Below are 21,987 nucleotides of genomic sequence, written 5' to 3' on the forward strand. Positions count from 1 at the left end.
CTTGAAAAGACGAAGGGCGGCTCGCGCCGCCCTCCTAAACCTCGCTCTGGAACGCGTCCTTAGAACGGAATTTCGTCGTCCATGTCCTGGTTGAAGCTGCCGCCGCCGCTCTGGCCGCCGCCGAAATTCCCGTTGTCGTAGCCGCCGGAGGAACCGCCGAAGTCGCCCCCACCGGAGCCGCCGCCGCTGCGCCCGTCGAGCATGGTCAGTGACGAGTTGAAGCCCTGCAGCACGACTTCCGTTGAATAGCGGTCCTGACCGGACTGATCCTGCCACTTGCGGGTCTGCAGCTGGCCCTCCAGATAGACCTTGGAGCCTTTCTTCAGATATTGCTCGGCAATCTTACAAAGGCCCTCGTTGAAGATCACGACCCGGTGCCATTCGGTGCGCTCGCGCCGCTCGCCGGTATTCTTGTCACGCCAGCTGTCTGAGGTCGCAACGCGCAGATTGCAAATCGGCCGGCCGTCCTGGGTGTGGCGGATCTCCGGATCGGCGCCCAGGTTCCCGATCAAAATGACTTTGTTGACGCTCCCGGCCATATGGTGCTTCTCCTCGTATTTTTGACCCTGCAGGCACCCGCAGCTTAAACCAGCGGCGCGCAGGACGAATAATCTGGACGCGACCCTAAAGGAAAGCCCAGATCGGGGCTATAGGTTCGGCGGAAATGGCCCCGCTTTACCTGTGGACAGAATGGGCCGGTCGGCTCTTGCCAGACTCAGCGCCGCGTGCCATTTGTTCTTATTATGTTCCACAGGTGGCAGGAAGGGTCAAGAAGCCGTGTCCACCTCCCCGCGCAGGGGTGAAAAATTCCCCGATGCGCTATATGAACGGCCAGACGGTTTTCACCCGCCCCGACGCCCACACAAAGCCAGTTAGGATTTTGACGCGCCATGCAGAAGTTCATCACCGTTTCCGGCGCCCGCGAACACAATCTGAAAAACATCACCGTGCAAATCCCGCGCGACAAGCTGGTGGTGATCACGGGCCTGTCCGGCTCGGGCAAATCCTCCCTGGCATTCGACACGATCTATGCGGAAGGCCAGCGGCGCTATGTGGAAAGCCTGTCGGCTTATGCGCGCCAGTTCCTGGAGATGATGCAGAAGCCGGATGTGGACCAGATCGACGGTCTCTCCCCCGCCATTTCCATCGAGCAGAAAACCACCTCGCGCAACCCGCGCTCCACGGTCGGCACGGTGACGGAAATTTACGACTATATGCGCCTGCTTTGGGCGCGTGTCGGCATTCCCTATTCCCCGGCCACGGGCCTGCCCATCGAAAGCCAGACGGTCACGCAGATGGTGGACCGTATCATGGCGCTGCCCGAAGGCACGCGGCTCTACCTTCTTGCCCCCATCGTGCGCGGGCGCAAGGGCGAGTACCGCAAGGAATTCGCCGATCTGCAGAAACGCGGTTTCCAGCGCGTGAAGGTCGACGGGCAGTTCTATGAGATCGACGAGGTGCCGGCTCTCGATAAGAAATATAAGCACGACATCGATGTGGTGGTGGACCGGCTCGTGGTGCGCGGCGACCTCGGCAACCGGGTGGCGGACTCTCTTGAAATTGCCCTGCCGCTTGCCGACGGTATCGCCGTCGCCGAACTCGCCGATGCCAAGGAAGGAGAGACGCCGGAACGCATCATCTTTTCCGAACGTTTTGCCTGCCCCGTTTCGGGCTTCACGATCGACGAGATCGAGCCCCGCCTCTTTTCCTTCAACAACCCTTTCGGCGCCTGCCCGGCCTGTGACGGGCTTGGCACGCAATACATCATCGATGCCGATCTTGTGGTGCCCGATCCCGGGCTGAGCCTGCGCCAGGGAGCCGTGGCGCCCTGGTCCCGCTCCACCTCGCCCTATTACACACAGACACTCGACAGCCTGGCGCGTAAATACAAGTTCTCCATGACCAAGCCTTGGTCGGAGCTGCCTAAACAGGCCCAGAACGTCATCCTCTACGGGTCCGGCAACGAGGAAGTCACCTTCAATTACGACGATGGCATGCGCTCCTACCAGACGCGCAAACCTTTCGAAGGCGTCATCCCCAATCTGGAACGGCGCTGGCGTGAGACCGACAGCAGCTGGGCGCGCGAGGAAATCGAGAAATATCAGAACGTCACGAATTGTGAGACCTGTAATGGCTACCGCCTGAAGCCGGAAGCGCTGGCCGTAAAGATCAGCGGGCGCCATGTCGGTGAAGTCTCTCAGCTGTCGATCAAGGAAGCGGATAAGTGGTTTGCCGAGCTCGACGGTTATCTCACCGATAAGCAGCTCGAAATCGCCAACCGCATCCTGAAGGAAATCCGCGAACGCCTTCACTTCCTCAACAATGTGGGGCTCGATTATCTCAGCCTCTCGCGTAATTCCGGCACGCTGTCGGGCGGGGAATCCCAGCGCATCCGTCTTGCCTCGCAAATCGGCTCAGGCCTCACCGGTGTGCTTTACGTTCTCGACGAGCCCTCCATCGGCCTGCACCAGCGTGACAATGACCGCCTGCTCGCGACGCTCGAACGGCTGCGCGATCTCGGTAATACCGTCATCGTCGTGGAGCATGACGAAGATGCCATCCGCACCGCCGATTACGTGCTCGATATCGGGCCCGGTGCCGGCATCCATGGCGGGCATATTATCGCCGAAGGCACGCCGAAAGACATCATGGCGAATACGGAAAGTCTGACGGGCCGCTACCTGACCGGCTTCGAGCAGATCGATATTCCCTCCGAGCGCCGGCCCATCTCCGATACGCGCCGCCTGAAAGTCACCGGCGCGCGCGGCAACAATTTGAAGAACGTGACGGCGGAAATTCCGCTCGGCACATTCACCTGCGTCACCGGTGTGTCGGGCGGCGGCAAGTCCACCCTTCTCATCGAGACGATCTACAAATCCGTTGCCCGCCGCCTCACCGGCGCGCGCGAACATGCTGAACCCTTCGACCAGATAGAAGGGCTGGAGTTTCTCGACAAGATCATCGATATCGACCAGTCGCCGATCGGCCGCACACCGCGCTCGAACCCGGCGACCTATACCGGCGCCTTTACCCATATCCGCGACTGGTTTGCGGGCCTGCCGGAATCGCGGGCGCGCGGTTACAAGCCCGGCCGCTTTTCTTTCAACGTCAAAGGCGGGCGCTGTGAGGCGTGCCAGGGCGACGGCGTCATCAAGATCGAAATGCACTTCCTGCCCGACGTTTATGTGGAATGCGATGCCTGTCACGGGCACCGCTATAACCGCGAAACGCTGGAAGTGAAATTCAAGGACAAATCCATCGCCGACGTTTTGGAAATGACGGTGGATGAGGCCGCTTCCTTCTTCAAAGCCGTCCCGGCCGTGCGCGAGAAGATGGAAGTGCTGCAGCGTGTCGGCCTCGGCTATATCAAGGTCGGCCAGCAGGCGACGACGCTCTCAGGCGGTGAAGCCCAGCGCGTCAAACTAGCCAAGGAACTTTCCCGCCGTGCGACGGGCCGCACGATCTACATTCTCGACGAGCCGACCACCGGCCTGCACTTCCACGATGTAAAAAAATTGCTCGAAGTGCTGCATGAGCTCGTCGATACCGGCAATACGGTTGTCGTCATTGAGCACAACCTGGAAGTGATCAAAACCGCCGACTGGATCCTCGATCTTGGCCCGGAGGGCGGCAATGGCGGCGGTGAGATTGTGGCTGCCGGGCGTCCTGAAGAAGTGGCCGAAGAGAAACGTTCTTATACGGGCCATTACCTCAAGGACATTCTGAAACGCCAGAAAAGCCGCGGCCCGGCCCGCAAGGCCCCGAAGCGCATAGAAATGCCCATGCCCCCGCGTAAGGAAAAACCGGCGCCAAAAGCCAAAACCAAAGCGAAGCCGAAAACGGCAAAGGCCTCAACCAAGAAACCGGCGGCTAAGAAGGCTTCGACGAAGAAAACCGCTGCAAAGAAGCCTGTGAGTAAAAAAAGCCCCGCAAACAAGACCCGCCGCGCTGCCGCCGAATAGGCATCTTAGTGCGGAATGCGAAGATGGCCGGGTTCCGGCGTTGCGCGCACGCGCCGGGCGGGCTAATCATGGCATTGGCTGTTTAGGCTGCGCCGACGTAGGGGAGCATTGGCGCAGGCGCGATATCGGGTGGCTTGCGTAATGGGGGGCAATGTGAGGGACATCAGTCGGCGCCGTTTTCTCAAATGGTTCCTGGCCGGCACGGGTGCCTATGCAGGCATGGCCGCGCTGCCGTTCACGCCCCGCCTTTCCGCGGCGTTCGCCGAGCCGGCGCTGGGCCTTTATCACTTTCCGCAAGGTCTTGCCTCCGGCGATCCTCAGCCCGATGCCCTGATGCTCTGGACGCGGGTCGAAGCGCTAAGCGGCGCGGATGATCCCATCGATCTTTATGTTCAAGTCTCCGAGCAGGAAGACTTTTCCAATGTCGTGATCGAACAGGCGCTCCGCGCACTGCCTGAGGCCGATCACACGGTGCGCTTCTTTGCGCAAGGGCTTAAACCCGACACCCGGTATTTCTACCGCTTCTTCGCCGGTCCCGATGCCGCGCCTTTCATCGGCCGCAGCCGCACGGCACCGGAAGCGGGCAGCAAGCGGCCCGTGCGCTTTGCCATCGCCTCCTGCCAGAATTACGAGCAAGGCTATTTCAGTGCCTGGCGGCATCTCGTGCGCGAGGATAGGCGCGTGCCCGAAGAGGCGCAGATCGATTTCGTGCTGCATCTTGGCGACTTTATTTATGAGGTCACAGGCGACGTGCCGATGGACCGCACCCCTGCCCGGCTCGTGCCGAAACTGCCCGATGGCAGCCCGCCCTGGGTGCCGGACGGCACGCGCACTTGGTGGCAGCCGGGCGCGCAGGCTGCGGTGACGCTTGCCGATTACCGCCACCTTTATAAGGTCTATCTTTCCGATCCTGATTTGCAGGCGGCCCGGGCGCGCTTTCCTTTCATTTGTACCTGGGACGATCACGAATTCACCAACGATGCCTGGCAGGCGCACGACACCTACTTTGGCGAGGGAGAACCGGCACAGCGGCGCAAGGTTGCCGCCAACCGCGCCTGGTTCGAATTCATCCCCGCGATCTTGAGCGGCGGCCCCGGCATTGGCGGCGTTGAGAATGCTGCTACCGATTTTGCGGATGCCCCGGTCGAGGATGCGCCGTTCGAAACATATGATGACGCGTATCTGTTTGATGGTGACAACAAGACGGCACTTGAAACGCTGACCATCTACCGCGCTTTTTCCTGGGGCAGCCTTGCCGATCTCATCGTCACGGACACGCGTTCTTACCGCAGCCCGCCTGTGGTGAGCGGCGAGGTCGAAGCCCTGCTCGAGGAGGCGCCCTTGCCCCCCGTCGGTATCGTCAAGACACTGGATGCCGGACGCACCGCGAATAATGGCGCGCCACCTGAAACGATCACCTATAAAGAAACGTCCATCCCCAATCCGCGCCGTGCGGCCCCGCCCGGCACCTGCCTTGGCGCGCAGCAAAAAGCCTGGTTCAAAGAGGTAATGAAACAGTCGGGCGCCCGCTGGAAAATCTGGGCGAATTCCATTCCGGCTCTGCCGCTGCGCCTCAATCTCGGCTCCATTCCTTTTGCCGGGCTCGACACAGGCTATCTCGGCACCGATGCCTGGCAGGGCTATCCGGGTGAGTTGACAGAGCTCATGGCTTATTTGCGCGAGGAAAAAATCGCCAATGTCGTTTCCTGCGCGGGCGATTATCACACCCATGCGGCAGGCCGCCTGCCCGTCGATCCCGATGCGGAGGAAACGGAATTCGCCGCCGTCGAATTTGCCGTAACAAGCATCAGCTCCGGCAATCTCTATGAGGGTGTGGAAGCCCGCTCCCGCGACAGCGAGAGCCTGCGCCGCCTGGTGGTCTATGAAACCCCGGAAGGGCCGGTAGAGAACTGGAACAACAGCATCGTCAACGGCGTGCTGGCGGGGCTCGCCGCCTCCGTCACCGGCAGTCCCAATGTGTCGGGCGTCTTTGCTTCCAAAAGCGCCAATCCGGGCCTCAATTTCCTCGATTCCAACAGCCATGGCTATGGGTTGGTGGATTTGACGGAAGAAGAGATTTCCGTGCGCCTCGTCAATGTGGGCGATGTGCGCCGCGATGAAGGGCCGGAAGGAACCGAGCTCCTGCGCACCACGCTTTTGCGGGTGCCTGCCTGGAAAGACGGCGAGGAGCCGCCGGAATTTACGCCCGCCATTCAAGGCGCGCCGCTTTTTCCGTTCGCATGAAAGCTGACAAAGCAACGCAGACCTGACTATCATCCCTCATAAGAAAAGAGAGGGAGCTCATGGCGTTCAACGAATATGCGGATTATGACGGGCTCGGCCTGGCTCAGCTCGTCGCCAAAGGCGAGGTCAGTGCAAGCGAGCTTACGGAAGAAGCGATCAGCCGGATCGAAAAACACAATCCCACGCTCAATGCGGTTGTCACAAAGCTTTATGACATGGGCCGGGAGGCGGCAAAGGCCCCGGCAAAAGGCCCCTTCTCCGGCGTTCCTTTTCTGCTGAAAGACATTCTGGGTGACGTGGCGGGCGTGGAAACGCGCTCCGGCTCACGCCTCATGCAGAGCTTGCCTGCCCCTGCCGACAATACACTGACACAGCGTTTCAAGGCGGCGGGCGTTTCCATTCTCGGCAAAACAAATGTGCCGGAATTTGGTCTGCTGCCGATCACCGAATCCGCGCTTTACGGGCCTGCGCGCAATCCATGGAACCCGGATCATTCGACGGGCGGCTCTTCCGGCGGTTCGGCCGCGGCAGTTGCCGCCGGCATCGTGCCCATGGCCCATGCGAATGATGGCGGCGGCTCCATCCGCATTCCCGCTTCCTGCTGCGGGCTTGTCGGCCTGAAACCGACCCGCGCGCGCAACCCGCTCGGCCCGATGCTGGGTGACATCATGAGCGGCTTGATCAGCGAGCATATCGTCTCGCGCAGTGTGCGCGACAGCGCGGCCATGCTCGACTGTACGAGCGGGCCGGAACCGGGCGATCCTTATATGGCGCCGGTGCCGGAACGCCCTTTCCTTGAAGAAGTGAAACAGCCTGCCGGGAAACTGCGCATCGCTTTTTCCACCAAAGATCTTGGCGGTAACAGCGTTCATCCCGAATGTGTGAAAGCGGTGCAGGAAACGGCAAAGCTTTTGGAGGAGCTCGGTCATGAGGTTGTGGAGACGGCGCCCAATCTCAACATGGAAATGATGTCCGGTGCCTTCATGGCCGTGTGGGCCGCCGGTCTTGCCATGCAGATCGATGCGACCGCGCAGTTCACAGGCAAAGTGCCGAGCGAGGATAATCTAGAAGGCCTGACCTGGGGCCTTTACAAAGCCGGTCAAAGCATCACCGCCTCGCAATATCTCATGGCAGTGAGCGCCTTTCAGATGCTGGGCCGCGAGATGGCACGCTTCCACGCCACCTATGATGCCTGGATGACGACCACGCTGGGCGCGCCGCCGCTCCCCTTAGGTTCGATCGACATTCATGAAACCGATCCTGAAAAAGCATTCGAGCCGGTACAAACCTATGTGCCCTTCACGGCCATTGAAAATGCGACCGGCCAGCCCGCCATTTCGCTGCCGCTGCATTGGACACCGGAAGGCTTGCCGGTCGGGCTCATGTTTGCCGGGCGCTTCGGGGAAGAAGGTTTGCTGCTGCGCCTTGCCGCGCAGCTCGAAACGGCCCGCCCCTGGAAGGAAAGAAAGCCGCAGGTCTGGAACTGACATCAGGCTGACACCGGTCTTTGGGAGGAGACGGAATGAAAAATTATGCAGATTATGATGGGCTCGGCCTGGCGCAGCTTGTTGCCAAGAAAGAAGTCACGCCGCTCGAACTCGTAGATGCCGCCATCGAGCGGATCGAAAAACACAATCCGGCTTTGAATGCCGTTGTGCATAGAGCATACGATGAGGCAAGGCAGACGGCTAAAGGCAAGTTGTCGGACGGCCCTTTCAAAGGCGTGCCCTTCCTCATCAAGGATTTGGGCCTGAAAGTTACGGGTCTGCCGCGCACCGATGGCAGCCGTTTCATCGGGTCTCGTGTCGACAGCGAAGACAGCGAACTTACCCGCCGTTTCCGCGCCTCGGGCATCGTCATCCTGGGTAAGACGAATACGCCGGAATACGGCATCACCGGCACGACGGAATCTGCCCTACTCGGCCCCTGCCGCTCGCCCTGGAACGAGAACCATATTGCGGGCGGCTCTTCCGGCGGCGCGGCGTCGGCCGTGGCAAGCGGCATGGTGCCCTTGGCTCATGCAAGCGACGGGCTCGGCTCCATCCGTATTCCGGCTGCCTGCTGCGGGCTTTTCGGCATGAAAATTACCCGCGACCGCAACCCCAACGGGCCGGACGATTTCGATCGCGCCATCGGTTTCAGCGTGGATCATGTCGTCTCACGCAGCGTGCGCGACAGCGCGGCGATGCTCGATGCGACGGGCTATCCGGAAGCCGCCTCTCCTTATGCCCCGCCACCCAAAGCCCGGCCTTATATTGAGGAGGTAGAGGCCTCACCCGGCAAACTGAAAATCGCCGTCTCCACGGAAACACCGAACGGCAAACCGATCGATCCGGAAGTTCAACAGGCCTTCGAGAAGACTGTGGAACTGCTCAAATCGCTCGGTCATGAGGTCGTGGAACGCGGCCTTGGCGTCGATTACCGGCGCCTTTACCGGGCGCAAGGCATGGTCTCCGCCTCCAATTTCGCCGCCGGTATGCGCCGGCGCGTGGAACTTATCGGGCGGGAGCCGGAAGAGCACGAGCTTGAAAAACTGACCTGGGCTGCCTACCGCAATGGCGGGCGCGTCACCGGCGAAATGGCACTTTACGGCTGGCAGGAATTGCGGCTCTTGAACCGGCAGGTGCTCTCGCTCTTCGAAGAATTCGATGTGCATCTTTCCCCGGTCATGGGCACACCGCCGCCGGAAATCGGCTATGTCGACCCCGTCAATCTTGACCCGAAAGAAGTCAACAAGCGTCAGGGTAAGGTTTTCCCCTTCACACCGCCCTTCAACTTCACCGGCCAGCCCTCCATGTCCGTGCCACTTTGGCAAAGCGCGGCGGGTCTTCCCATCGGCATGGTGTTTACCGGGCGGTACGGCGATGAAGGCACGCTCTTCCGTCTTGCCGGGCAGCTTGAAAAAGAGTGCCCCTGGAAGGACCGGCGCCCCAAACACTGGAATTGAGGACACCTCCTCACAAAGAGTTCAAACCGTGTGCCGTTGCATGCCCCTTCGTTCCCCCTAGCATGGGGGAAGGAGGCATCCATGCGCTTGTTCATTCGCCCTATTGCTGCAGCCCTATTTGCTATCTTCCTCACGTTCCCTGTCATGCAGGCCCGGGCGCAAGACGCGGGCGATGCCGGGCAGCGCGCGCGGATGGCCGATCAGCTTTTAAGCGATAACGGTTTTCTGCGGCGCATTGCCGTCGATTGGCTGGTGGATAAAGGTGGCAGCAAAGCCGTGTCCGCCTTGATCCGTGCGCTGCGCTTCGAAACGGCCGAAGCGCCGGAAATTGTCGCCGCGCTCGAAAAACTGACCGGCGCGAAACCCGGCAATGATTGGAAAAGCTGGATGCTCTGGCTGCAGCAACATCCGGAAATCACGCCGCATAAAGATTATGACCGCTTCCTTTCGGCTTTCTTCGCCGCGCTCGATCCGAAATTCGTGTCACTCGTCTATCCCTCCATGCCCCACACGATCCGGCTGGAGGAGATCGTCTGGGGCGGCGTCAAGAAAGACGCCATCCCCCCGCTTGATGATCCGGCACTCATTCCTGCGAGCGAAGCGGATTATCTGACTCCGGAGGAACTTGTCTTCGGCGTCGAGATCAATGGCGATGCGCGGGCCTATCCGCTACGCATCATGGACTGGCATGAGATGCTGAACGACGTGGTGGGCGGTGTGCCCGTCTCGCTTGCCTATTGCACGCTCTGCGGTTCGGGCATTCTGTTCGAGACAGCAATCAAGGGCCGGGAAAAACCGTTTCGTTTCGGCTCCTCCGGTCTTCTCTACCGCTCCAACAAACTGATGTATGATCGCGAGACGAATTCGCTCTGGAACCAGTTCACCGGCGAGCCTGCTGCGGGGCCTCTTGCCGGCTCCGGCATCACGCTTTCCGCCCGGCCGGTCGTTATCACGAACTGGCAGGCCTGGCGCGCCAGCCATCCCGAAACGAAAGTGCTCTCCCTCGATACAGGCTTTGAGCGCGATTATCGGCCAGGCCAGCCATACGGGGATTATTTTGCCAGCAAAGAGCTCATTTTCCCGGCCTATCTCGATGATGGACGGCTGGGCGCGAAGGATTACGTTTTCGCCTTGCGCGGCGGCGCGGCTGACAAGGCCTGGCCGCTCGCGGCCTTCAAGGGCGGCGTGGTCATCAACGACATGGCAGGCGCCGTGCCCCTGACCCTTATCGGAAATGAAGAAAGCCAGACGGTGCGCGCTTACCGCACGGACGGGCGGGTTTTTGAGAAAACCGGCAATCCCGGTGAAGTCCGCTCGGGCGGTGAAGCCTGGCAGGTGACCGAGGAAGCCCTGCGCAGCCCGGAGGGAGAGGCCTTTCCCCGCCTTCCCGGCCATATCGCCTATTGGTTTGCCTGGTCGGGCTATCTGGGCGCAGGAGGCGAACTCGCCGAGGCCCGGTAAAATTCGCGTCCTAGCCCCTTTCCAGCGCTCCGGCAGAGTGCTATTTCCCGCCTATGAGCAATGAAAGCATCAAACCCGTTCACGTCGTGGGCGCCGGCATGGCGGGGTCGGAAGCTGCCTGGCAGCTTGCGAATGCCGGCACGCCCGTCATCCTGCACGAAATGCGCCCGGTGCGCGGCACCGACGCCCACCAGACGGACGGGTTCGCCGAGCTTGTCTGCTCGAATTCTTTCCGTTCCGATGATTGGGAAAACAATGCCGTCGGGCTTCTGCACGAAGAAATGCGCCGGGCAGGCTCCATCGTCATGCAGGCGGCGGAGAAAGCGAAAGTCCCTGCCGGCGGCGCGCTTGCCGTGGATAGAGATATTTTTTCCGGCGCGGTGACGGAGGCGCTGGAAAACCATCCGCTCGTTACCGTGGAGCGCGGCGAGGTAGACCGCCTGCCGCCGGAAGACTGGCATTCGGTCATCATCGCGACCGGCCCCCTCACCTCGCCCGCGCTTAGCGAGGCAGTGAAAGGCCTGACGGGCTCGGACGAGCTTGCCTTCTTCGATGCGATCGCGCCGATTATCTATAAAGACAGCATCGACTTCGACATTTGCTGGTACCAGTCCCGCTACGACAAACCGGGCCCCGGCGGCACGGGCAAGGACTACATCAATTGCCCGATGAACAAAGAGCAATATGCCGCTTTCATCGATGCGCTTTTGACAGGCGACAAAACCGAATTCAAAGACTGGGAAAAAAACACGCCCTACTTTGAAGGCTGCCTGCCTATCGAAGTCATGGCGGAGCGCGGGCCCGAAACCTTGCGGCACGGGCCCATGAAACCCGTCGGTCTGACGAACCCGCATAACCCGGATGTGAAGCCTTACGCCATCGTGCAGCTGCGCCAGGATAATGCGCTCGGCACGCTTTACAACATGGTCGGCTTTCAAACCAAGCTGCGCCACGGTGAGCAGAAGCGCGTGTTCCAGATGATCCCGGGGCTCGAGAAAGCCGAGTTCGCGCGGCTTGGCGGCCTGCACCGCAATACGTTTATCAACTCACCGCGCGTGCTCGATGCCTCGATGCGGCTGAAAGCCGATCCGCGCCTGCGTTTTGCGGGGCAGATCACCGGCGTTGAAGGCTATGTGGAAAGTGCGGCCATGGGACTTTTGGCCGGCCGTTTCGCAGCAGCCGAGGCGCGGGGTGCTCAGCCCGTGCTGCCGCCGGTCACATCGGCGCTCGGCGCGCTTCTCGGCCATATTACCGGCGGCGCGGAAGCGGAAACCTTTCAGCCGATGAATGTGAACTTTGGCCTTTTCCCTGAAATCGAACCGCCCAAATCACCGGACGGCAAAAGGCTGCGCGGTAAGGAAAAAGGCCGCGCCCGCAAACAGGCGCTCACCGCCCGCGCCCTGCGCGATATCGAAACCTGGCTGAAAGGTCAGGAAATGGCCGCCGCCGAGTAAATCAAATACGCCCGCGCCACTGCGCCGTCAAAAAACGCCATTGCAGCCGGAAGGCGGGAACCTCTACCCGTTCGCGGAACGGATGGTCTTTGCGCGCCAGATACCGTCTCTGATAAAGCGGCACCACGGCGAGCGGCAGGAAAACCGGCAGACAGATTTTCGGCATATCGTTCATGTGACGGCGCATTTCGTTCAGTGCCTCTTGCGACAGCGCCGCCATCTCACTCATCGCGTCATAAAGGCCCGGCCGGGCCACGCCGTTGAACAGGTCTTCCAGTTCCACCTCATGTTTGGCGAGCAGCGATTGCGGCAGCATCATATAGCCTTGCGAGGCCTGATAAGGCAGCGCCCGCAAAAACCCGATATAGGCATAGGCCCGCGCGCCCGCTGTAATAGCTGCATCCAGTCCGGGCTCTATCTCATTTCCGGTGAGAAGCTTCGCACCAAGGCGCATGAGCTGGCCTTGCGTTGCTTCCACATAAGCATCGAGATCGCTAAAATCCTGAAAGAGCCCGGCTTCCAGATCGCGCGAGCGCCCGTCGATAAGGTCGATAAGATCGCTCGCGCTCACAAGACTTCCCGGTAGAAGCTCGGCCAAACAGGCAGCAATGTCATGACCGCGTGTCTCGCCTTTAAAAAGATGTTCCGCCGTTTCCCGCCACCATTGCAGACGGATTTCGCCGAGCATGGGCTCGCTGACAAGCTCGCGGACCTTGGCGATTTCTGCGTTGAGCCCGTAAAGCGCGGTAAGTGCGCGGCGCGGCTCTTCCTTGATGACGAGCAGGCTCAAATAGCGCTCGAAATCGAGGCTGCGCAACTCTTCCAGAACCCGGTCGAAGGCCGTCTCGCTCACCTTTCACCTCATAAATAAAGGGGCCGCTGCATGAGCGGCCCCTTTGCTTTACCGGCCGGGGCCGGTGCTTATCAATAGATGTTCTGTGCCGACACCATGGCAAAGAGCATCGGGATCGACAGCAGCGTGTTGGTTCGCGAGAACAGCATGGCGGTACGGGCCGCTTTTGCTTTCGCATCGGCTTCGGCATCTACCATGCCGAGCGCGATTTTCTGGTTCGGCCAAATGACGAACCAGACGTTGAACCACATGATGGTGCCGAGCCACATGCCGATACCGATGGCAATATTCTTTTCGACGGCAAAGCCCTCGATAATGCCAAGCGTATAGGCTTCAAGCAGATAGCCGTTCATCGACGCCAGAATGATGCCGGTGACGATCGTGGCCATGGCGCCCCAGCGGAACCACCACAGAGCCGCCGGCGCGATGACCTTGCCGATGGCCGGTTTCTGTTCGTCGGGAATGTTCGGCATGTTCGGGATCTGCACGAAGTTGAAATACCAGAGCAGACCGATCCACATCACACCGCTGATGACATGCAGCCAGCGGAAGATGAATGCCCAGAAGCCGTGACCGAGATCACCGCCCCAATTCAGATACATCGCAAAAAGAACCGCCGCGAGGACGAAACCGGCAATCACCGTGTTCCGAAGCGACGTGAGAATGGCAGCCATAATAGCCCTCCCCAAAAGTTTCACACCCAAAGGCCTCAAGAACCCGGCCCCCTGCCAATTGCCGGGAGTTATGCGACTCACTTTGAAGCGACTCGCAAAAACCAGAGCAACCCTAGGCGCATCAACTGCAAAAGCCAAGTAAAGCGTGGGGAGATTGGAAACTAGTCCACAGCAATGAAGGCGCCGGCAACGGGCCTGTCTTCACTTGCAAGGATATTATAGGTCCGGCACGCGGCGGGCGTGGTCATCACATCGAAGGAGATGCCGTGCTCCGACAGATGATCGCGAATCACTTTCGGCAAAAACGTCATCGTTTTTCCGCAGCCGATCAGCAGCACATCGAAATCGTTCTTCAGTGCAACAAGCGGATCGAAAGAGCGAATGCTGGCGTCGTTCAGATCGGCAAGCGGCCAAGGCTCCATACGCGCAGGCAGAAGAAGAAGCGAGCCTTCCACCCGCTTGCCGTCCACGCGAAACCCGCCATCGCCATAGGCATCGACGGGCGGTTGACGGAAAGCGGGATTGGAAAACTCCATCTCGGCTTTAGGCGCCTTTCTTGCCGGGTTCCGGGCTGCTCGCCGTCGCGCTCCAATCGCGTTTCACGCCGAGGATAAGAAGGACCGGCGCCGCAACGAAGATCGAAGAGTAAGTCCCGATGATAACACCCCAGATCATCGCGAAGGTGAAGCCGCGAATAACCTCGCCGCCGAAAATATAAAGCGCAAAAAGAGCGAGCAAGGTCGTCAGCGCGGTCATGGTCGTGCGCGTCAGCGTCTCGTTGATCGCCTTGTCGATCAGCTCGCCCAGATCCATGCGTTTATATTTGCGCAGGTTCTCACGCACCCGGTCATAAACGACAACGGTATCGTTCATCGAATAACCGACAATGGTCAGGATCGCGGCGATGATCGGCAGGCTGAACTCGATCTGTAAAAGCGAGAAAATGCCGATCGTGGTGATAACATCATGCACCAGCGCCAGCACCGCGCCGATGGAAAACTGCCATTCGAAGCGGAACCAGACATAAATCAGCATCAATGCCACGGCGAGCACCACGGCAGTCACGCCCGAGTTCACAAGCTCGCCGCTGACTTTGGGGCCGACGACTTCCACGCGCCGGTATTGCACGCTGTCGCCAAGCTCCTGCTTGACCAACTCGACAACCTGCTGGTCGCTGCCGGGCTCTCCACCCTGGCTTTGAATGCGGATCAGCACATCATTGGGCGCGCCGAAGGTTTGTACCTGTACATCCCCAAGACCCAGCCCGTTGAGCTGGGTGCGGATGGCCGAAATGTCGGCAGCTTCCGGCGTTTCGATTTCGATCATCGTCCCGCCTTTGAAGTCGATGCCGAAATTCAGCCCCTTGGTGAAGACCAGCGCAATGGACGCCAGAACGATCAAAATCGAAAAGGCGAATGCCGCCTTTCGATAAGCAACGAAGGGGATCGAGGTGTTTTCCGGAACAAGTTTCAGTCTCATGCTCGTTCCCCTTAAACCGTAAGCGCCGACGGGCGGCGGGACTTGTACCAAAGCGCCACGAACATCCGCGTCAATGTGAATGCCGTGAAGACGGATGTCAGAATACCGATGCCGAGCGTCACGGCGAAGCCGCGCACCGGCCCCGCCCCAAGCTGGAACAGAATGGCCGCGGCAATGAACGTCGTGATATTCGCATCGAGAATAGTGCCGAGCGCGCGGTTATAACCGTTCTCGATGGCAACAAGCGGTGTTTTGCCCGCCTTCACCTCTTCACGGATACGCTCGAAAATCAGCACGTTCGCATCGACCGCCATACCGATGGTCAGCACCACGCCGGCAATGCCCGGCAATGTCAGCGTCGCGCCGAGCACTGAGAGAACGGCGCCGATCAGCATGACGTTGGTCACAAGCGCGACATTGGCAAACCAGCCGAAGAGCCCGTAAGCAAGGCCCATATAGAGCACGACAGCGGCAAAGCCGATAATCGCTGCGATTTCACCGGCGGCAACCGAATCCGCCCCGAGGCCCGGACCGACCGTGCGCTCTTCCAGGATCGTCAGCGGCGCGGGAAGCGCGCCAGCACGCAGCAGAATGGCCAGGTCGTTCGCATCCTTAACCGAAAAACCGCCGCTGATCTGTCCGCTACCACCCAGAATGGGCTCGCGGATGACCGGCGCGCTCAGCACTACATCGTCGAGCACAATGGCAAAGGGGGCACCCACATTCTGCGTCGTGATATCGCCGAACCGGTTTGCCCCGCTCGTATCGAGCCGGAAAGTAACGATAGGCTCGTTCGTTTGCTGATCGAAGCTGGCTTTCGCATCGACGAGGTTTTCACCGCTCAGCATGGCGCGCCGTTCGATGAGAACGCCTTGCGGCGGCTCCGTATTGGAAAGCGGCAGAATCTGCGAGCCGGCGGGCACGCGCGTCGCCTGCGCCTGGGCCGCCGTCATGGAACGGTCCACCAGGTGAAAGCTGAGCTTCGCCGTCTGGCCGAGCAGGTCTTTCAGGCGGCGCGGATCGTCAAGCCCCGGCACTTCCAGGACGATGCGATTTTCGCCCTGGCGCTGAATGGTCGGTTCCGTCGTGCCCAGCTCGTCGATACGCCGGCGCACGATCTCGATACTCTGGGAAACCGCCGATTGCGACATCGACACACGGGCAGCTTCCGAGAACGTCACGCCGATTGTGTCAACCCCTTCCGCCGTGATCACCAGGTCCTTTTCCGGCAGCCCGCCGAAAAGGTTGGCGTCGACGAAGCTGGAAAGCTCCTCCAGCGCCGCCATCGAGCGTTCCTGATCCCCGGCATCGTTGAGGACGACCGTCACACCTTCGTTCGTTTGGCGCACACGGAAGCGCACTCTGGGATCATCCAGCTGGCGCAGCGTGTTGCGCACATCCGTTCGCAGCGTTTGCAGACGCTCCTTGTAAAGCGCGTCCGTTTCCACCTCGAGCAGCAGGTAAGAGCCGCCCTGCAGATCGAGCCCCAGCACGATCTGGCTTTGCGGCACCCAGCCGGGCAGACCGCTCAGGCTGTCTTTGGAGAAAAAGTTAGGCGCGGTGTAGATGAACCCCAGCACGGCAATCAGCGTGACCAGGGTGATCTTCCAAGGAGGAAAGCGAAGCATGAAACGGTCCCGTTTCTTGAGGCGTGGCTCAATTAGTTGGAGTTGGCTGCCTCAGGCGCCGGCTCTGTTTTCGAGCGAACGGTGGTGATCGTGCCTTTCACGAGGCGCACGCGCACGCCCTCGGCAATCTCCACCTGGATTTCATCCCCCTCGCTCACCTTCGTCACCTTGCCGACGATGCCGCCGGCCGTCACGATCTCATCGCCGCGGCGCACCGCGTTGATCATCGCTTGGTGCTCTTTCACCCGTTTTTGCTGGGGGCGGATCATCAGAAAATAGATGATGACGAAAACCAGAATGAACGGAAAAAGCGAAATCAGCAGATCGCTGCTGCCGCCACCGGTGCCCTGGGCGTAAGCCGGGGTAATGAACATCTTTATCTCCTGAAGGAGGCGCATGGCGCCGCTTGAATCCTGAGGCCGGACTATACCGGCGCGCTGGCGCTTTGCAAACCCTGTCTCGGCCCGAAACCCGGCCCAAACCTTTGAATTACCGTCGCTTTCACTGCGTTGACCATTTCCCGGCAGCGCCCTAATGTCCGCCCGTTCCAGGGCCGCCGTGAGCCGGACGGCGGGCAGGAAGAGCGCGACAAGGGAGTAAGCCGTATGACCAAAGACCCAGAGCTCTTGGCCATCCTGGAACGGATTGCCGTTTCCTTGGAAAAGTTGGCACCGGAGCCCGAGGCCGTTCCCTCTCTGGACGGAGCCGATGCCTTTGTCTGGGAACCGGAAACGGACCGGCTCTTACCCGTTGAAACGGTCTCGCGGGTGGATATCTCGCTTTTGCGCGGTGTCGATAATGTCCGCGATATCCTTCTAGAAAACACCCGGCGGTTTACCGAAGGCCTGCCCGCCAACAACGCGCTGCTCTGGGGCGCGCGGGGCATGGGCAAAAGCTCGCTGGTCAAAGCCGCCCATGCCGAGATGAACAAGGCAAAGCCGGGCGCTCTCGCGCTCATTGAAATTCACCGGGAAGACATCGACACCCTGCCCCGCCTGATGACGGCGATCCGTGAAAGCGGGCGGCGCACGGTCATCTTTTGCGACGACCTCTCCTTCGATCACGACGATACGAGCTACAAATCCCTGAAAGCGGTGCTGGAAGGCGGGATCGAGGGGCGGCCTGACAATGTGATCTTCTATGCCACTTCGAACCGGCGCCACCTCATGCCGAGCGACATGATGGAAAACGAGCGCTCGACCGCCATCAATCCGTCAGAGGCCGTGGAAGAGAAAGTCTCGCTTTCGGACCGTTTCGGCCTCTGGCTCGGCTTTCACAAATGCTCGCAGCAGGATTATCTGGAAATGGTGGCGGGCTACGCCGCGTTTCTGGAGCTGGATATTGCGCCGGAAGAGCTGCAAGCTGGCGCCGTCGAATGGGCGGCAACGCGCGGCGGGCGCTCGGGCCGCGTTGCCTGGCAATATATTCAGGATGTGGCGGGACGGCTTGGAAAACCGCTGAGCTAATTAAGCGCGCACGATGCGTTTGGGATCCACCGGCTTCGTGCCTTTGCGCACTTCGAAATGGATCTGCGGTGTGCTCACACTGCCCGACTGGCCGGAAAGCGCAATCGTCTGCCCCTTCACCACTTTGTCGCCTCGCTTGGCGAGAATTTTGCCGTTATGGGCATAGGCGGTCATCCAGCCATCGGCATGGCGCACGAGAACGAGATTGCCGTACCCCTTCAGCTCATTGCCGACATAGGCGACGACACCGCTTTGCGCCGCGCGCACCGGTGTGCCTTCGGGCACCGCGATGTTGATGCCGTCATTATGAAGGCCGCCTTCCTTGGAACCGAAACTGGAAAGCACGCGGCCTTCCGCCGGCCAGATGAACCCGCCGGCAGGCGGCGGCGGCGCGGGAAGCGGCGGTTTGACATAAGGACGCGGCGCGCCGGGCGACACGGTGCCTGTCTGGCCCGGCCGGGCCTGCGGATAAGCAGCCGCCACCTGTACCGGCGTGCCTTTAAGGCGCAACTTCTGGCCGACCTCGATGTTGTAAGAAGAATCCAGGCCGTTCAGGCTGGCAAGCTCGGAAACCTGCATCCCATGCATTTTGGAAATGCGGTACACCGTCTCCCCGCGTTTCACGACGTGATACGTGCCACTGGAACGGGAAGCCGTTTGCGCAGGCGGACGGCGCGGCGTGCTCACGCTCGGGCGCGGCAGGGGCGAAGGCGCATTGCGCCGGGCGCTCGATGAATAATTCTTGGAACTGCCGGCTGAAGAACCGCCATTGCGGTAATCGTACTGCGCATCCCACCAGGCAGGCTGGCTGGCGCAACCGGAAATGAAGGCAAAGCTCAGAAAAAGAACGCCAAGACGTTTGAAAAGCGGTGCGCGCTGCACAAGGCCGAGCCCCGCACCGCTCTGCAGTGCCCGACTGGTCTTCATATCTGCCAGTCTCATCGCCACTTTCCGCCTCTTCAGCTCTCCCGTGCGACGCCCTCGACAAGAGGAACGAAGCGCACATCCATCAAATCTTCCCGCTCGATGCCCGTCTCGGTGCGCGTCACACGCACCAGCTTCTGCTCGCGCGGCCTGCCGGGAATATCGACCGGCAAAACCATGATGCCGCCCACTTTCAGCTGGTCCACCAGCGTTTGCGGCAATTCGGGGGCAGCGGCGGTCACCATGATCCGGTCGAACGGGGCCTGTTCCGGCCATCCGGACGCACCATCGCCCACCTTTGTAGTAATGTTGTGCAGATTTAAGGTTTCGAAACGGTTAACGGCATCGCGCATCAGCGTTCTATAACGCTCAATTGTGTAAACGCGCCGGCATAAACGGGACAGGATTGCTGCCTGATATCCGGAGCCCGTTCCCACCTCCAGAACCTTCATCCGGTCCCCGACCTCCAGCTTTTCCGTCATATAGGCGACCACGAAAGGCTGAGAAATCGTCTGCCCGCATTCGATGGGCAGCGCATGGTCTTCATAAGCCTGTTTGGAGAAGGTCGTGGGCACAAAACTGTCCCGCGCCACCCGTTCGATGGCGGAGAGCACCGCTTTGCTTTTGATGCCGCGCCGGCGCAGCTCCATGATCAGCGAAATTTTCGCCGGATCGGCTGCCGCAAACCCTTCTCTTTCCTCCTCCGGCATCGTGCCTCCTAACCGAATGCCTTGAGCAATGCGCGCCGGGAGCGGTCATGCGTCAGCGTCATATGGAGGGGTGTGATGGAGATGAAGCCGTTATAGATCGCATGCAGATCCGTGCCCTTCGGCGGGTTGGACTTCTTCGCCTCGAAGCCGATCCAGTAATAAGGCCGGTGGCGCGCATCGATGCGCTCTTCCACTTTGACAAGCGACTGATCACGCCGGCCCTGCGCCGTAACTTCAATGCCTTTGACATGATCATGGGCAACATCGGGGAAATTGATGTTGATCAGCACTTCCTTCGGCCAGCCTTCTTTCAAAAGCTGCAGGATGAGTTTCGGTGCGTGATGTTCCGCCGTTGCCCATTTCACGTTCTGCTTACCGTCGAAGCCGTAAGCCTGGCTGAGCGCGATGGAGGGAACGCCGAGAATGGTGCCTTCCATGGCGGCCGCGATCGTGCCCGAATATGTCACATCATCGGCGATATTCTGGCCGCGGTTGACGCCGGACAGAACAAGGTCCGGCGCTTTATCTTTCAGCACATGGCGCAGCGCCATCATCACGCTGTCGCTCGGTGTGCCGGAGACGGCGAATTTGCGTGCATTGACTTTGCGCAGCCGCAACGGATCGGCCAGCGTCAGCGAATGCGACGCCCCGCTCTGCTCCGTTTCCGGTGCCACGATCCACACATCGTCGGAAAGCTGCCGAGCAATCTTTTCCAGCGCCTTGAGGCCGGGGGCATGAATGCCGTCATCATTGCTGAGCAGGATGCGCTTGCCCGCAAGCGGCAGTTTCTTACTCGTGCGTTTTGCGCCCGCCATTAGCCGATCACCTCAAGCCCGCCCATATAGGGCTGCAATACGGCAGGCACCGCCACCTTGCCGTCTTCCTGCTGATAATTTTCTAGGATCGCCACAAGCGTGCGCCCCACGGCAAGGCCGGAACCGTTCAGCGTATGCACGAAACGCGTCGCGCCCTTGCCCTTCTTGTCGCTGTCACCGGGGCGGTAGCGCGCGCCCATGCGCCGCGCCTGGAAGTCCCCGCAATTCGAGCAGCTCGAAATCTCCCGGTAGGCATCCTGCCCCGGCAGCCAAACTTCGATGTCGTAAGTCTTGCGCGCGCCAAAACCCATATCGCCGGTGCACAGCGTCATCACCCGGTAAGGCAGCTCCAGCCGCTTCAGCACTTCCTCGGCGCAGGACAGCATCCGCTCATGCTCCTCCGCCGACTTCTCCGGCGCGGTGACGCTCACAAGCTCGACCTTGGAGAATTGGTGCATACGGATCATGCCGCGCGTGTCGCGGCCGGCGGAGCCTGCTTCGGAGCGGAAACACGGCGTGAAAGCCGTCATGCGCAGCGGCAGTTCTTCTTCCGCCAGAATGCTTTCGCGCACCAGATTGGTCAGCGGCACTTCGGCAGTCGGCACCAGCCAATAGCCGTTTTCGGTGCGGAAGGCATCTTCGGCGAATTTGGGCAGATTGCCCGTGCCGAACATCGCTTCATCGCGCACCAGAACGGGCGGCGCCACTTCCATATAGCCGAACTCGCTTGTATGCAGATCGAGCATGAAATTGCCGATCGCCCGTTCAAGCCGCGCCATCTGGCTTTTCAGAACGACGAAGCGCGCGCCGGAGAGTTTCGCCGCCGCCTCGAAATCCATCAGGCCCATGCCTTCGCCGAGATCGAAATGCTGTTTCGCCTCGAAGTTGAAGCGGCGCGGCTCCAGATGCTTGTGCCGCTCGACATTGTCCTCCTCGTCCTTGCCGACCGGCACATCCTCATGCGGCAGGTTGGGGATGCGCGAGAGCATGTCGTCGAGTTCGGCGGAAATCCGCTTTTCTTCTTCCTCGCCCTTCTGCAGCGCTTCTTTCAGCTCGGCGACTTCCTTGATGAGCGCGTTCGCCCGCTCCTCATCGCCTTTCGCCTTGGCGGTGCCCACTTCCTTGGAAGCGGCGTTCCGCCGGGTCTGAGCCTCCTGGGTGCGGGCAATGACGTCCCGGCGCTTGGCGTCGAGCGCAATTAGTGTCTCGGCCTGGGGCTCGGCGCCCCGTTTGGCCAGAGCGGCATCGAAAGCCTGCGGATCGTCGCGGATCAGCTTGATATCGAACATGGATCGTCCGTCGGGTCAGATGTGGCTTCCGGCGCGACTCGGGCCCGCCGGACAACAATGATTTGGCTGCCTGTATAAGCG

The 21,987-nt window shown here is 60.4% G+C and carries 18 protein-coding genes; 7 read left to right on the forward strand and 11 right to left on the reverse strand.

Features of this window, described 5'->3' with window-relative positions:
- Positions 1-59 precede the first annotated feature (59 nt).
- Entirely contained in the window at positions 60-539 is a 480-nt protein-coding gene (locus tag ACOQOT_RS07650) for a single-stranded DNA-binding protein (RefSeq protein ID WP_045442531.1), read from the reverse strand.
- A gap of 351 nt (positions 540-890) precedes the next feature.
- Between ACOQOT_RS07650 and uvrA the strand changes: the two genes are divergently transcribed.
- From uvrA to trmFO, 6 genes are all read left to right on the forward strand, one after another.
- A complete protein-coding gene (gene uvrA, locus ACOQOT_RS07655) occupies positions 891-3,962 on the forward strand; it encodes an excinuclease ABC subunit UvrA (RefSeq protein WP_420561740.1) in 3,072 nt (1,023 codons plus the stop codon).
- A 153-nt stretch (positions 3,963-4,115) separates the two neighbouring features.
- Positions 4,116-6,206, forward strand: coding sequence for an alkaline phosphatase D family protein (locus tag ACOQOT_RS07660; protein ID WP_420561741.1), 2,091 nt, complete (start codon positions 4,116-4,118; stop codon positions 6,204-6,206).
- A gap of 59 nt (positions 6,207-6,265) precedes the next feature.
- Complete coding sequence (locus tag ACOQOT_RS07665) at positions 6,266-7,693, forward strand: amidase (protein ID WP_420561742.1); 1,428 nt, start codon at positions 6,266-6,268, stop codon at positions 7,691-7,693.
- 35 nt (positions 7,694-7,728) lie between these two features.
- Complete coding sequence (locus tag ACOQOT_RS07670; protein WP_420561743.1) at positions 7,729-9,153, forward strand: amidase; 1,425 nt, start codon at positions 7,729-7,731, stop codon at positions 9,151-9,153.
- An 81-nt stretch (positions 9,154-9,234) separates the two neighbouring features.
- Positions 9,235-10,614, forward strand: a complete 1,380-nt coding sequence (locus tag ACOQOT_RS07675; RefSeq protein WP_420561744.1) for a DUF3179 domain-containing protein — start codon at positions 9,235-9,237, stop codon at positions 10,612-10,614.
- Positions 10,615-10,667: 53 nt separating this feature from the next.
- Positions 10,668-12,068, forward strand: coding sequence for a methylenetetrahydrofolate--tRNA-(uracil(54)-C(5))-methyltransferase (FADH(2)-oxidizing) TrmFO (gene trmFO / locus ACOQOT_RS07680; protein ID WP_420561745.1), 1,401 nt, complete (start codon positions 10,668-10,670; stop codon positions 12,066-12,068).
- Position 12,069: 1 nt separating this feature from the next.
- On the opposite strand, the gene ACOQOT_RS07685 is transcribed toward trmFO, so the two are convergent.
- The 6 genes from ACOQOT_RS07685 to yajC form a co-directional block, all read right to left on the reverse strand.
- On the reverse strand, positions 12,070-12,921 hold the full coding sequence (locus ACOQOT_RS07685) for a phytoene/squalene synthase family protein (protein WP_420561746.1): 852 nt from the start codon (positions 12,919-12,921) through the stop codon (positions 12,070-12,072).
- Between the two features lie 71 nt (positions 12,922-12,992).
- Complete coding sequence (locus ACOQOT_RS07690) at positions 12,993-13,595, reverse strand: urate hydroxylase PuuD (protein ID WP_420561747.1); 603 nt, start codon at positions 13,593-13,595, stop codon at positions 12,993-12,995.
- Between the two features lie 161 nt (positions 13,596-13,756).
- Positions 13,757-14,131, reverse strand: coding sequence for an Mth938-like domain-containing protein (locus tag ACOQOT_RS07695; RefSeq protein WP_420561748.1), 375 nt, complete (start codon positions 14,129-14,131; stop codon positions 13,757-13,759).
- Positions 14,132-14,138: 7 nt separating this feature from the next.
- Positions 14,139-15,074 carry a protein translocase subunit SecF gene (gene secF / locus ACOQOT_RS07700; protein WP_420561749.1) on the reverse strand — a complete coding sequence of 312 codons (936 nt, stop codon included), beginning with the start codon at positions 15,072-15,074 and terminating at the stop codon, positions 14,139-14,141.
- Between the two features lie 11 nt (positions 15,075-15,085).
- Entirely contained in the window at positions 15,086-16,702 is a 1,617-nt protein-coding gene (gene secD / locus ACOQOT_RS07705; RefSeq protein WP_420561750.1) for a protein translocase subunit SecD, read from the reverse strand.
- A gap of 32 nt (positions 16,703-16,734) precedes the next feature.
- Positions 16,735-17,076, reverse strand: a complete 342-nt coding sequence (gene yajC, locus ACOQOT_RS07710) for a preprotein translocase subunit YajC (RefSeq protein ID WP_420561751.1) — start codon at positions 17,074-17,076, stop codon at positions 16,735-16,737.
- 231 nt (positions 17,077-17,307) lie between these two features.
- Between yajC and ACOQOT_RS07715 the strand changes: the two genes are divergently transcribed.
- Positions 17,308-18,168, forward strand: coding sequence for an ATP-binding protein (locus ACOQOT_RS07715; RefSeq protein ID WP_420561752.1), 861 nt, complete (start codon positions 17,308-17,310; stop codon positions 18,166-18,168).
- Here ACOQOT_RS07715 and ACOQOT_RS07720 read toward each other — a convergent pair whose 3' ends face one another.
- Genes ACOQOT_RS07720 through serS form a run of 4 tightly spaced genes read right to left on the reverse strand, consistent with a single transcriptional unit; the run spans position 18,169 to position 21,906 of the window.
- A complete protein-coding gene (locus ACOQOT_RS07720) occupies positions 18,169-19,110 on the reverse strand; it encodes a peptidoglycan DD-metalloendopeptidase family protein (protein WP_420561753.1) in 942 nt (313 codons plus the stop codon).
- A gap of 17 nt (positions 19,111-19,127) precedes the next feature.
- Entirely contained in the window at positions 19,128-19,802 is a 675-nt protein-coding gene (locus tag ACOQOT_RS07725) for a protein-L-isoaspartate(D-aspartate) O-methyltransferase (protein ID WP_420561754.1), read from the reverse strand.
- 8 nt (positions 19,803-19,810) lie between these two features.
- On the reverse strand, positions 19,811-20,617 hold the full coding sequence (surE, locus tag ACOQOT_RS07730) for a 5'/3'-nucleotidase SurE (protein WP_420561755.1): 807 nt from the start codon (positions 20,615-20,617) through the stop codon (positions 19,811-19,813).
- Positions 20,617-21,906, reverse strand: coding sequence for a serine--tRNA ligase (serS, locus tag ACOQOT_RS07735; protein WP_420561756.1), 1,290 nt, complete (start codon positions 21,904-21,906; stop codon positions 20,617-20,619). Before serS ends, surE begins: the two co-directional genes overlap by 1 nt.
- Between the last annotated feature and the right edge of the window lie 81 nt (positions 21,907-21,987).

This window comes from Tepidicaulis sp., assembly GCF_965222285.1.
In the GTDB taxonomy this organism is placed as follows: Bacteria; Pseudomonadota; Alphaproteobacteria; order Parvibaculales; family Parvibaculaceae; genus Tepidicaulis.

What these genes read in the sequence shown, in the direction of transcription:
- ACOQOT_RS07650 (WP_045442531.1), bottom strand. Translation starts at nt 539, where the DNA reads ATGGCCGGGAGCGTCAACAAAGTCATTTTGATCGGGAACCTGGGCGCC.
- uvrA (WP_420561740.1), top strand. Translation starts at nt 891, where the DNA reads ATGCAGAAGTTCATCACCGTTTCCGGCGCCCGCGAACACAATCTGAAA.
- ACOQOT_RS07665 (WP_420561742.1), top strand. Translation starts at nt 6,266, where the DNA reads ATGGCGTTCAACGAATATGCGGATTATGACGGGCTCGGCCTGGCTCAG.
- ACOQOT_RS07670 (WP_420561743.1), top strand. Translation starts at nt 7,729, where the DNA reads ATGAAAAATTATGCAGATTATGATGGGCTCGGCCTGGCGCAGCTTGTT.
- ACOQOT_RS07675 (WP_420561744.1), top strand. Translation starts at nt 9,235, where the DNA reads ATGCGCTTGTTCATTCGCCCTATTGCTGCAGCCCTATTTGCTATCTTC.
- trmFO (WP_420561745.1), top strand. Translation starts at nt 10,668, where the DNA reads ATGAGCAATGAAAGCATCAAACCCGTTCACGTCGTGGGCGCCGGCATG.
- ACOQOT_RS07690 (WP_420561747.1), bottom strand. Translation starts at nt 13,595, where the DNA reads ATGGCTGCCATTCTCACGTCGCTTCGGAACACGGTGATTGCCGGTTTC.
- ACOQOT_RS07695 (WP_420561748.1), bottom strand. Translation starts at nt 14,131, where the DNA reads ATGGAGTTTTCCAATCCCGCTTTCCGTCAACCGCCCGTCGATGCCTAT.
- secF (WP_420561749.1), bottom strand. Translation starts at nt 15,074, where the DNA reads ATGAGACTGAAACTTGTTCCGGAAAACACCTCGATCCCCTTCGTTGCT.
- secD (WP_420561750.1), bottom strand. Translation starts at nt 16,702, where the DNA reads ATGCTTCGCTTTCCTCCTTGGAAGATCACCCTGGTCACGCTGATTGCC.
- yajC (WP_420561751.1), bottom strand. Translation starts at nt 17,076, where the DNA reads ATGTTCATTACCCCGGCTTACGCCCAGGGCACCGGTGGCGGCAGCAGC.
- ACOQOT_RS07715 (WP_420561752.1), top strand. Translation starts at nt 17,308, where the DNA reads ATGACCAAAGACCCAGAGCTCTTGGCCATCCTGGAACGGATTGCCGTT.
- ACOQOT_RS07720 (WP_420561753.1), bottom strand. Translation starts at nt 19,110, where the DNA reads ATGAGACTGGCAGATATGAAGACCAGTCGGGCACTGCAGAGCGGTGCG.
- ACOQOT_RS07725 (WP_420561754.1), bottom strand. Translation starts at nt 19,802, where the DNA reads ATGCCGGAGGAGGAAAGAGAAGGGTTTGCGGCAGCCGATCCGGCGAAA.
- surE (WP_420561755.1), bottom strand. Translation starts at nt 20,617, where the DNA reads ATGGCGGGCGCAAAACGCACGAGTAAGAAACTGCCGCTTGCGGGCAAG.
- serS (WP_420561756.1), bottom strand. Translation starts at nt 21,906, where the DNA reads ATGTTCGATATCAAGCTGATCCGCGACGATCCGCAGGCTTTCGATGCC.